Origin of the sequence: Streptomyces hainanensis (assembly GCF_004348415.1) — a bacterium.
GTDB lineage: Bacteria > Actinomycetota > Actinomycetes > Streptomycetales > Streptomycetaceae > Streptomyces > Streptomyces hainanensis.
Genome location: NZ_SMKI01000021.1, coordinates 21,005 through 31,509, shown reverse-complemented (window position 1 = coordinate 31,509; position 10,505 = coordinate 21,005). Strand labels below are relative to the sequence as shown.

The following is a 10,505-nucleotide window of genomic DNA, read 5'->3' as shown; positions in this document are numbered from 1 at the left end:
TGCATTACGGTGGGGCATGAGGGCCTTCTGATGCTCGGTGGAGATGTCGCAATCCACACCGAAGCCGGAAGGCCCTCACTCGTTCAAGACCACGACCACATGTCGTCCGTCACCAACCTCCGTGGACGGAACACCTAGGCCGCCGGCCGTTTCCGCCCTACAGTTCGAGAACGCGCCGAAAGTATCGGCGGGCCTGTTGCCAATTGAGCGCTCTCAGGCCCTGTGGTAGTCAACACGAGGCCGTTCTACGGCGCTGGCGCTCCTACGCGAGACCGGGGGACGATTTCCGTCGGTGGGGGGCGACGGCGTGGACGAGTCCAGCAAGGGGATCGTGGCGGGACGATCCTCGCACGTGCGTGGAGCAGCCGGTCACCGACAGGTTCGGCACCGCGCCCATGAAACACCCCCGCACGCGCGGGGACCACTGCCCGCGCCGGATGCCTCTGGCGCGGGCCTTCGTGGTCCCCCCGCAGGCGGGGGTGTTTCGTCCTTGGTCCGGTTGTGGGACGATCCCCGCTCGTTCAGGGCGAACGTGCCGGTGGTCTCGGTGTTCAGGATGACGGCGGGACGACCTCCGGTGACAGCGGCCAAGAAAAATTGGCTCTTCGGTGCTCTCCGTGAAAGTGCGGTCAGACGGCCACGGAGTACGCGGCGTCGGAGGAGGTCGAAGGGGTGTCCTTGCGCGGCGTCGGCTGGCTGCTGGCGGGGGGAAGGATGCAGGACGTAATTCCATCGCCGTGGAGGGGCGTGGTGGGTCAGCGGTACGGCGGCAATCTCAGCATCGCTGACCGCGCAGTCAGCCGGAAATATAGGCGACAGCGTCGTGACTGTGAATGCTCTCAAGGTTCCGTACACGCACTGCGTGGATTAGCCCCCGTTCACGACAGGCCTGGCTGATGTCCCGCGCCATGTCCTCGACGAACACAGGGTGATCGTAGGCCTGCATCGTCAGAACGCGCTCATCGGGGCGCTTCACCAAAGGCACCACCGGGGCAGACGCACACCCCTCTAGGAGTCGTATGGCCTCCTGAACGCTGAAGGGGTAGGGGTTGTCCCCACCCCCCGTTACGGAGAGCTTAACGCGGCTACGTTGGTTGTGAGCGCCGTAGTCAGAAATCGCTTTCGAGCATGGGCACAAACTGGTTACCTCGGTTGTGACCGACGTAGTCACGGTTGTGTCGCCGTCGACCCATCGACCTTCAAAACTGACGTCATGGACTCGACAGGATTCTTCGCCGCTCGCAGGCGCCACCACGGTTGTGCTCAATGAGACGTCGATCGTCACGGCAATCGCAGGTGCGTCCAGGAGGTCAGCACCGACCTTCAGGGCGTGCGGCAGCTTGCGTGGGTCGAAGCGGCGAAGGTGCTTATGAGCGAGGGCCACCATGCGACTCATGTGGGTGCCGCGGCGATCACGCTGGAGCCGCACCGTCACTTCGATCTCGGCGATGCTCTCCTGGCGGAGATGACCATCCTCGAAGCACAGCGGGTACCGCAAGCTGCTGATGCCGACGTCGTCAATCTCGATGCCGCGGGAGTCGGTCTCGTTCTGAATGTCGTGCATGGTTACTCGCCCCGATAGGTGCAACCGGACGTGCATGTCTCACGGACCGTGAGCGCAGAGAGATCGGGAAGCGCCGGCTTCAGTCGTTCCCAGATCCAGCGGGCGAGGACCTCGCTGGTCGGGTTCTCCAGCCCTTCGATGTCGTTGAGGTAGTAGTGGTCGAGTTGCGCTTCGATGGGTTTGAAGGTCCGTTTGAGGTCACCGAAGTCCATAACCCAGCCAGCCTCGGGGTCGACAGGAGCCACGACGTGGACAATGACCTTGTAGGAGTGACCATGCAGACGTGCGCACTTGTGGCCTTCGGGCACGTTGGGCAGCCGGTGAGCGGCTTCGAAGGTGAACTCGCGGAAAATCTCCATCACTGAATTCCCAGATATTTGTGCGTCTGGAGAGAGAGGATCCAGCGCGGGTTCTTCATGCAGTATTCGACCGTCGCCCTGGTGTTGGCATCAACGTCCGGGCCGTCCATGGGTTGGAGCCGGAAGTACCGGAAATCCAAGTGCTCGAACTGGCGGGGGTCACCGCCCAACTGGGGGTAGACCAGCTTGAGTTCGTCTCCGCTAGTCACGACCAATTCGGAGCCGATCTTGGGGCTGACGCAGATCCAGTCGATGCCCTTCGGCGGTACGCGGGTGCCGTTCGTCTCGACGGCCACCTCGAAGCCTCGGGCATGCAGTGCGTTGATTGCTGCATCGTCGAGTTGCAGGAGCGGCTCCCCGCCGGTGCATACCACGAATCGGTGATCCATGGCGGAAGACGGCCATGCCTGTTCGACTGCTTGGGCGAGGTCGTCAGGAGTCCGGAACCGGCCACCGCCCTCTCCATCAGTTCCGACGAAATCTGTATCACAGAACTGGCAGACCGCACGGTGACGATGCTTCTCTAGACCCGTCCAGAGATTGCACCGGGAGAAACGGCAGAAAACAGCTGGCCGACCTGCATGACTCCCTTCGCCTTGCAGGGTGTAGAAGATCTCCTTGACCAGATAGGTCATTCTCAAGCGCCCTGGTATAGCACGGGGTCGGAGACACCGACCTCAGCGAAGCCCTTGAGACGGAGCAAGCAGGTCTCGCAATGCCCGCAGGCTCGCCCCTGCTCGTCCGGGTCATAGCATGAGGACGTCAGGGAGTAGTCCACGCCAAGGCGTAGGCCCTCGCGGACGATGTCAGCCTTCGACATGGCGATAAGCGGCGAGTGGATCTTCAGCTTCTGCGTGCCTTCAACGCCAGCACGAGTAGCCAGATTGGCCATGCGCTCGTATGCCTCCATGTACTCGGGCCGACAGTCCGGGTAGCCGCTGTAGTCGACTGCGTTCACCCCCGTGAAGACGTCGCTCGACCCTACGGTCTCTGCATACGCCAATGCGAATGATAGGAAAATCGTGTTTCGTGCCGGGACATACGTGACGGGTACGCTACTGGCTGAGGCTTGGAGGCCAGGACCGTGTAGCGACTCGTGCTTCGGTACGTCAATGTCGGCGGTGAGAGCGGATCCGCCGAAAACTCGCAGGTCGATGTCTGCCACGACGTGACGTTCAATTCCGTGCGCAGCGGCCACCCGCTTGGCGGCTTCGAGTTCTACGCTGTGTCGTTGCCCGTAGCGGAAGCTCAGCGCGTACGTTGCGAAGCCCTGGTCCTTGGCGATCGCCAGAACGGTCGTGGAGTCCAGGCCGCCGCTGAGTAGAACGATCGCGGGTCGCCTCGTCATACTGAACCCCCTGGTCTGGGACTGGGTCTCTAGGTGCTGGCTGTACGGCTGAACCCTAACGTGAAAACCAGCGTGTAGAGTAGCCGCAACTTAACGCTAGTTATGCTTGTCGGAGAGTAGGGCCGCGTGGGGAAACTGACGTTGGTCGTCACGTGTGCGGATCGTAAGGTCGTTGCACCAACGGCGGCACTGCGCGCGAGATCCCTTCCCCCGGGGACCGTGGGGAAGCGCGTGACGGCGTGGTGCGAACGTCTCGATAGTTCTCCCCGCATGCACAGGCTCGCCGACCTCTACCGCGGCGACCACTGGACGCAGGCACGGCGCCTGTGCGATGCAGCCACGAAGGCAGGTTTCACCTCGGCCGACCTCTGGGTGGCGTCTGCCGGCGTCGGCCTCCAGCCAGTGTCCGCCTGGGCTCCGGCCTATGCCGCGACCTACAGCGCTCGTCACGCCGACGCAGTTACCGCCAGTTCGGAGGACAGCGCCCGATGGTGGGGGTTGCTTCAGCAGAGGGCGGGGTGCCTGACGCTGCCGGAACTCGGGGATGACTCTTCCGTGCTGGCGGTTCTCTCGGAGCCCTACGCCAGGGCGATGGCGGCGGAGCTTCGTACGCTCGCCGCAGTAGGCAGGGACGTCCTTGTCGTCGGCGGCGCCGAAGAGGTCCCTGGCCTGCACCGGGTACCCGCCGACGCCAGCCTGCGACGTATCCTCGGGGGGACGCTGACGAGCCTGAACGTACGCATGGCCGCGTCGTGGCTCGAGCACTGCCAAGACGGCCAGCTCACCTCGCCCGCGACCCGTGACTCCTGGCGGCTTTGGGCGGCCCGCGTGTCGACGCCGGAGCGGTACGACCGCAAGCCGATGACCGACGACCAGGTCATGGCGTTCATCCGTGCGCGACTCGCCGCCCAGCCGCGTCTCTCGCGCACTCGTCTGCTACGCGAACTTCGCGACGGAGGTCAGGCGTGCGAGCAGAGTCGCTTCGCCGAGTTGTACGTCAGGACCGCGAGGGAGTACCTCGCGACCCTGGGGGAGCCGTGACGGAGGACTTCATCAGGCGCAGGGCCCTGCGGATTGAGCAGAACCCCGGCATTCCGCTCTACGTCTTCGCCCTCCAGGCTAGCGAGGTGAACCGAGTCGCCGATGTCGCCCGGATCTCACGCGACGAGGCGGGCAAGCTGTTGGGCTACCAGCGGCCTGAGAAGAAGCAACACGTCAAGCAAATCCTCGATTACCTCAACGGCGACGACGTTCTGTTCCCCAATGGTCTCATCCTTGCGCTTCCCTCGTCGGTTCGATTCAAAGGCAGCCGAGGCCCCAACAGCACCGATGGACTGGCGACCATAGGCACGATCGAGATCCCCCTGCCGGAGTCCGCCGATGCTCCCCGCCCCGCTCTGATCGTCGACGGCCAGCAGCGCAGTCTCGCCCTAGCCCGAACGAAGCGGTCGACGCTGCCTGTTACCGTCGCGGGCTTCGTTACCGAGGAGTTGGAGATTCAGCGTGATCAGTTCCTCCGCGTCAACACAGTGTCGCCGCTCCCTCACAACCTCGTGTCCGAGCTCCTGCCGGAGGTCAACACGCGCCTTCCCACCAAACTGTCCGCCCGTAAACTCCCTTCCGCGCTGGTCAACGCTCTCAATCAGGACTCCGACTCGCCGTTCTGCGGGCTGATCAAGCAGGCGTCGACCGCAGGCAGCCGACGGTCCGAGGCGGTCGTCAAGGACAACAGCCTCATCTCCGCGATCGAGGAGTCGCTGTCCCCCTCCGGGGTGTTGTTCCCTTACAAGAACCTCTCGAACGGCACCGCCGACGCGGCCACGATGCGGGAGATCCTCGTCGTGTACTGGAGCGCGGTTCGCGACACCTTCCCGGAGGCGTGGGGCCTCTCGCCCACCAAGAGCCGCCTGATGCACGGTGTGGGCATCCGGTCGATGGGGCGTCTGATGGACCGGGTGATGGACCGTGTGGTGACCGTGGCAGACATCGAGTCGTCGGCGGCCCACGACCGGACCATGATGGAGCTGGCGCTGATCAAACCCCACTGCCACTGGACCAAGGGACGTTGGCCGGAACTCAATATCCCCTGGAACGAACTGCAGAACACGCCTCGACACATCAGCACCCTGTCGAACCTGCTGGTTCGTACCTACCTTCAGGCAAGGATGAGCCCGTCGTGAAGTTCTACTTCCCCGACAGCCAGGACCAGGTCAGTCCGACGTACGACTTTGTCAACGACGAGTACTCCCCATACCGGGTACGGCAGCGGGACGACCTCTACGCCCACCAGGCGGTGACACCCGTGCCGTACGACGGGATCCTGGTCAGCAAGGCCATCGTGGACGGATCGGTGAAGGGCGCCGGAAAATACAGTGCCCCTCAGCGTGAACGCCTCTACCGGCTGGGCGTGCGGGAGTTCTTCCGGCTTCCTGCGGAGATGCGAAGCCTCGGCGACTGCGGCGCGTTCAACTACATCAACGAGGAGCACCCCCCCTACTCGATCGAGCAGGTACTCGACTTCTACTACGGGTGCCAGTTCGATGCGGGCATCAGTATCGACCACGTGATCTTCGGATACGACCCGAACGATGTGAATGTCGACCCCGCGTGGGTCAAGCGTCGTGAAATCTCACTGGAGTTGGCTGAGGAGTTCATCGCCGGAGTGCGGTCCCGCAACGCGCGGCTGCGCACCGGGGAGGTGGCCCTCGAACCGGTTGGCGCGGCCCAGGGCTGGAGCCCATCGAGCTACGCCGACAGCGTCGTCCGCCTCCAACGCATGGGGTACCAGCGCATCGCACTTGGCGGCATGGTCCCGCTGAAGACGCACGAGATCCTCGCCTGTCTGCAGGAGATCGCGCGAGTGTGTGCCGACGGGGTGGAACTGCACCTACTGGGCATCACGCGCGTCGACAGCATGGAGGAGTTCGCGAAGTACCACGTCAGCAGTTTCGACAGCACCTCAGCGTTCCGCCAGGCCTTCATGGACGAGCGGAACAATTACCACACCGCCGGTAACGCCTACACCGCAGTCAGGGTGCCGCAGGTCGACGGCAACCCCACCCTCAAGCGCCTGATCCTAGCCGGCGTTGTCTCCCAGGCCGACGCCATCGCGGCCGAGCGGCAGAGCATGCGGCTGCTGAGGCGGTACGACCAGCGTGAGGTTGGCGTCGACGAGGTGATGGAGGCGCTTCGCGCCTACCAAGAACTGCTGGGTGACGAGAAGAAACTCAGGCAGGTGGAGCGGTGCCGGCGTACGCTGGTCGACCGCCCGTGGGAAAACTGTCCGTGTGCTCTCTGCCGGGAGCACCGGATCGAGATAGTGATCTTCCGCGGATCCGAGCGAAACAAGCGCCGGGGCTTCCACAACCTGACGGTTCTGGAGGCCAGGATGCGTAAGCTTCCGTTCACCTAGCCACCACAACGCACGGCGCGACTGAACACACAGTGTATCGAAATGCCTACCGAGTGTGCGGCAGCTGATCACGATGCAGAAGAGCACGAACAGGAGATGATGTGGCCGACCGATACGAGCTGAGACTCCCTGCGCTCAGGATTCTCCAGGGCACCAAGGAGATCTACTGCTTCGCCGTCGACGGCAAGAGACTGCACGACTTCACTGCGGTCTCGCGCGTACGCCGTGACGGCCAGAAGCGGCTCCAGGGGTATCAGCGGCCCGAGGTTCTCAGCCACATCCGTTCGATCCGGCGCTACATCGAGTCCGATGGCGCGATGCTTCCGAACGCCCTGGTTGTCGCCTTCGACGAGCGCGTGCGCTTCGAACCGGCGGCCGACGATAGTGGCGTGCCGTACTCTGTGCCTGGCGAGTTGGTCATCCCCATCGACGAGTCCTTGGGCGACGACGAGAAACCGGCCTGGTTGGTCGACGGCCAGCAGCGCAGCGCCGCCATCCGCGACGCCGACCTCGCGGAGTTTCCCGTCGCGGCCGTCGGCTTCATCGCCGCTGGTCAGGAGGAGCAGCGGTCGCAGTTCATCCTGGTCAATTCCACGAAGCCACTGCCCAAGGGCCTAGTCTACGAGTTGTTGCCCGAGACTACCGGTCAGCTGCCGCGTTCCCTGGCCCGGCGCCAACTCGCGGCACGGCTCATGGTCCACCTGAACATGGGAGAGGGCCCCTTCGCCGGACGGATCAGCAGCCCCACCTCGCCCACGGGCGACATTAAGGACAACAGCATCCTGAAGATGCTGGAGCACAGCATCTACGAGGGAGCCCTGTACCAGTACCGCAACGCCAGCGACGGCTCCGGCGACGAAACGCGGATGCTCGCACACGTGCTGGCGTTCTGGACGCCCGTGGCGACGATCTTCCGCGACGCTTGGGGGAAGCGGCCCAAGGACTCCCGGCTGACCCACGGCGTCGGCATCCAGGCCATGGGCTTCGTCATGGACCGTCTGACAGGTGACACACCGGTCGAGAAGGTCAATTGGGACCATGTACGCGCCACCCTGCGTGGCTTGGAGGATCACGTCGCCTGGACCTCCGGCACATGGCTATTCCCCGACGGCGAGGAACGCCGGTGGAACAGCCTGCAGAACACCTCCCACGACGTGCGCCTGCTCAGCACCTTCCTGCAGGCGCACGTTAGCGGGTAACGCGCCCCACTCAGAAGGCCCGGCATCCGATGTATCCGTGCCGCGGGCAGGGACGTGACATCCTTACCCGGCCCGGTGCCGCCATTGGTTTAGCCCTTCGCTCGCCGCTCGCAGCAGTGATGCCGAGCCGCTTCCGTCCGCGTAACTGATCACGGAGTCCCGGGCGTTCTGGGTGATAAACCCGGTGGCCGCGTGCGTAGCGCATCGCGTTGCCAACACCACCACGTCCGCGTGGCGTGCCTTCTGACGCAGGGAGTCGCTGCCGACCTTGTCGTCGGAAAGCGAGACGCGCAGGTGAGGCGCACTTCCCTGGAGTCGGGTCGCGGTCCGCTGGAGCACAGCTTGGTCGAGGGAGTAGAGCAGTATCGAGGCGGTCAACGGCTCGGCGTCGCCTGCCGCCATCTCTGTGGGCTGCTCCGCGACCTCCCAGTCGAACGGGATCTCCAACTCCCCGGCAAGCTGCCGGGCGAACGCGAGCGCCTGTGGATCGAGCCGCTCACGATAGCGATTCAGCGGCTCCAGGAGGGCAACCGCCAGCCGTGTCCGCGCTTCTCGGTCGGGCGCAGCCACCAAGACCAGACGATCGGCGAAGTCCATGGCGACCACGGCATTCTCGGGCGAGACCCACTGTCCGCAGGAGCCGTACACCATATCGAGGAGTTCCGCGTAGGCGCCCGCCCCTGGGATCGACCGTAGATAGATCTCCGTCAGGGCCTGCACCGTGATCAGGTCACCGGGGCCGAACCGGTCGAATGAGAAGGCGTAGGTGAGGAACGCGAGCACGGTTCGCGGTGCGGACTGGTCGTAACCCACAGCCTCGATGAGCGGCCCGGTGAGCGTCTCCCAGGCACACTTCCACGTGGCGTCGTCGAAGGTGGTAGCCACCGCGCTGAGGTCTTCGTCGACGTCGGCTGGGGAGGGCCAGTCCCGCCAGGTCTCCTCGCGGATCACGGAACCGAAGCCCTCTCCCGCCTCGCGCACGGCCTCGTACAGCACGGACCATGATGTCGGAGCGGGCGCCGCGACGATGGTCACAGCCCCTGCCTCCTGCACCGGATCAGGTTGAACTGTCGTGCTGGGACCGCCGCTCGCGGAGGCCGCGCTTGTGCGGGTTTCCAACAGGCGTGCCACCGCCTCTGCCAGCGCGTTAGGCAGCACCCCCTGACGTCCCGTGGCAGCCAGGTCGTCCATCATCCGCGCCACAGCGGCAGCATCGCCGCGCCCGACGGCCGCGGTGATCAGTACCGTTACTGCCTCGTCGGAGTACAGCCGCACGTCTTCCAGCAGTGGCAGGGGCGTAGGCAGCGTCGGGTCGCACAGGCCGTCTCGTGCGGCGGAGAAGTCTCCCTTCGCGAGCGGGTCCGCGAGGACCGCGGAGTGAACCGCACTGAGCACGGCTTCCTTGACCGGCGCTGGTGGATCCTGGAGTAGTACACGATCGAGCCCGGGAAGGGAGAGCAGTTCGCCGCTGAGCCCCAGCCGGTCGAGGCGTTTGATGCGCAGATGAGTCAGGTTGGTGGCGCTGAGTCCGCCGCGCTCCGCGATCTGTTCGAGCACGTCACGCGATGTGGCCTCGCCGCCTGCGGCGAGCGCTGCGCCGAATTCCGCCAGCAGCCGTCCCAGCGGCTGGGGGACCCGCCACTGGCGACGCGGCCCGCTCGCCACCGTCGACTGCATGAGCCTCATGGCGTTACGCAGGTTGGCCCGTTTCTGTCCGCCGAGGCCGGCGTCCAACGTGAAGGTGCGGTTCGGGCCCGCGAAGTCGATGACGGCGGCATCGACAGGGTCTGCCGGGTCAAGCCGAGCGGGGGTCACCCCGCCTCCCTTGCAGTACGTGCCGCCGGCGAAGGCTTCGATCAGTTCGCGGGTTCGGGACACGTCTGCGGCGTCGCGGGCGATGACGTAGACGGCGAAACGGTCGGTCGCCTCAACGAACCTGGGCAGCACGATGGGCACATCCGTGCCCTGCTGAAGCGCATCGACGAAGGGTTGAACGGCAGCACGGAAGCGCATCGCGTCGTTGCCTTCCTCGAAGAACCGTTCGATCAGCGTCTCGATCGCCGCCCGGTCCCAGGTGGGCTTCTCTTCGGCCTGAGGCTCTGTCATGCCCGCGTCCCCCACTGCTCCGAAAAGTCCAGGTGAGCCTGGGCCGCCTTGCCGCCTCCCACGGTGTAGGTGACCTGCTCCTTGCTGCTTCCCAAGCCGTTGACGGTGAAATTCATCGAGCCGCTTAGGATCCAGTCCCGGCCGCACATGGTCTTCTCGTGGACTTCGGCGTCGAACTCCACGTGCAGAGGCCTCGGGTCTCGCATGGCAGCGCGTACGCGAGAGACGAATGCTTCGTTGTGCGCGCCGGGGCGGGTCACAATGTGCAACCGGCTGCCAGCGTTGGCGATCATGCCTAGCATCTCGGAGAGCCGACAGGTGGTGCCCACCCGCTCATCAAGGATGGCGCTGAAACCGGCGTAGGAGTTGTCCAGGATCTCGACGTCACTGATCCAGGCGGAGACCACCCAGAGGTCGGGACCAGGGGCTACGAGCTCGGCGAGCAGGGCTGAGGCCAGCAACGTGTCGGCCCGCAGACCCGTGCCCGCCCCGGTGCGGACCGTGCGCTCCAGCATGT

Annotated in this window: 10 protein-coding genes; 4 read left to right on the top strand and 6 right to left on the bottom strand. The window is 64.8% G+C overall.

Features of this window, described 5'->3' with window-relative positions; genetic code table 11:
- Positions 1 to 796: 796 nt before the first annotated feature.
- From E1283_RS03465 to queC, 4 genes are read right to left on the bottom strand one after another with little or no spacing between them, the layout of a single operon-like run.
- Positions 797 to 1,564 (bottom strand): GTP cyclohydrolase I FolE2, encoded by a 768-nt coding sequence (locus E1283_RS03465; RefSeq protein WP_132816355.1) that lies wholly within the window; start codon positions 1,562 to 1,564, stop codon positions 797 to 799.
- A gap of 2 nt (positions 1,565 to 1,566) precedes the next feature.
- Positions 1,567 to 1,923 carry a 6-carboxytetrahydropterin synthase QueD gene (gene queD / locus E1283_RS03460; RefSeq protein WP_132816354.1) on the bottom strand — a complete coding sequence of 119 codons (357 nt, stop codon included), beginning with the start codon at positions 1,921 to 1,923 and terminating at the stop codon, positions 1,567 to 1,569.
- On the bottom strand, positions 1,923 to 2,558 hold the full coding sequence (gene queE / locus E1283_RS03455; protein WP_132816353.1) for a 7-carboxy-7-deazaguanine synthase: 636 nt from the start codon (positions 2,556 to 2,558) through the stop codon (positions 1,923 to 1,925). The genes queD and queE overlap by 1 nt, the downstream gene beginning before the upstream one ends.
- Before the next feature lie 2 nt (positions 2,559 to 2,560).
- Complete coding sequence (queC, locus tag E1283_RS03450; RefSeq protein WP_132816352.1) at positions 2,561 to 3,271, bottom strand: 7-cyano-7-deazaguanine synthase QueC; 711 nt, start codon at positions 3,269 to 3,271, stop codon at positions 2,561 to 2,563.
- 270 nt (positions 3,272 to 3,541) lie between these two features.
- On the opposite strand from queC, the gene E1283_RS03445 reads away from it, so the two are divergent.
- The 4 genes from E1283_RS03445 to dbpB (E1283_RS03430) all read left to right on the top strand — a co-directional run bounded on the left by E1283_RS03445 (position 3,542) and on the right by dbpB (E1283_RS03430) (position 7,882).
- Positions 3,542 to 4,312, top strand: a complete 771-nt coding sequence (locus E1283_RS03445; protein WP_243744575.1) for a hypothetical protein — start codon at positions 3,542 to 3,544, stop codon at positions 4,310 to 4,312.
- A complete protein-coding gene (gene dbpB / locus E1283_RS03440) occupies positions 4,309 to 5,451 on the top strand; it encodes a DGQHR domain-containing protein DpdB (RefSeq protein WP_132816350.1) in 1,143 nt (380 codons plus the stop codon). The genes E1283_RS03445 and dbpB (E1283_RS03440) overlap by 4 nt, the downstream gene beginning before the upstream one ends.
- Positions 5,448 to 6,683 (top strand): tRNA-guanine transglycosylase DpdA, encoded by a 1,236-nt coding sequence (gene dpdA, locus E1283_RS03435; protein WP_132816349.1) that lies wholly within the window; start codon positions 5,448 to 5,450, stop codon positions 6,681 to 6,683. Before dbpB (E1283_RS03440) ends, dpdA begins: the two co-directional genes overlap by 4 nt.
- A 101-nt stretch (positions 6,684 to 6,784) precedes the next feature.
- Complete coding sequence (dbpB, locus tag E1283_RS03430) at positions 6,785 to 7,882, top strand: DGQHR domain-containing protein DpdB (RefSeq protein WP_132816348.1); 1,098 nt, start codon at positions 6,785 to 6,787, stop codon at positions 7,880 to 7,882.
- A gap of 63 nt (positions 7,883 to 7,945) precedes the next feature.
- Here dbpB (E1283_RS03430) and dpdD read toward each other — a convergent pair whose 3' ends face one another.
- On the bottom strand, positions 7,946 to 9,988 hold the full coding sequence (gene dpdD, locus E1283_RS03425; protein ID WP_132816347.1) for a protein DpdD: 2,043 nt from the start codon (positions 9,986 to 9,988) through the stop codon (positions 7,946 to 7,948).
- Positions 9,985 to 10,503 carry a phospholipase D-like domain-containing protein DpdK gene (gene dpdK / locus E1283_RS03420; RefSeq protein ID WP_132816346.1) on the bottom strand — a complete coding sequence of 173 codons (519 nt, stop codon included), beginning with the start codon at positions 10,501 to 10,503 and terminating at the stop codon, positions 9,985 to 9,987. The genes dpdD and dpdK overlap by 4 nt, the downstream gene beginning before the upstream one ends.
- Positions 10,504 to 10,505 lie beyond the last annotated feature (2 nt).

Excerpts from the sequence above, each read along its gene's own strand:
- queE (WP_132816353.1), bottom strand. The coding sequence starts at position 2,558 with ATGACCTATCTGGTCAAGGAGATCTTCTACACCCTGCAAGGCGAAGGG.
- E1283_RS03445 (WP_243744575.1), top strand. The coding sequence starts at position 3,542 with ATGCACAGGCTCGCCGACCTCTACCGCGGCGACCACTGGACGCAGGCA.
- dpdK (WP_132816346.1), bottom strand. The coding sequence starts at position 10,503 with ATGCTGGAGCGCACGGTCCGCACCGGGGCGGGCACGGGTCTGCGGGCC.
- E1283_RS03465 (WP_132816355.1), bottom strand. The coding sequence starts at position 1,564 with ATGCACGACATTCAGAACGAGACCGACTCCCGCGGCATCGAGATTGAC.
- dpdD (WP_132816347.1), bottom strand. The coding sequence starts at position 9,988 with ATGACAGAGCCTCAGGCCGAAGAGAAGCCCACCTGGGACCGGGCGGCG.
- queC (WP_132816352.1), bottom strand. The coding sequence starts at position 3,271 with ATGACGAGGCGACCCGCGATCGTTCTACTCAGCGGCGGCCTGGACTCC.
- queD (WP_132816354.1), bottom strand. The coding sequence starts at position 1,923 with ATGGAGATTTTCCGCGAGTTCACCTTCGAAGCCGCTCACCGGCTGCCC.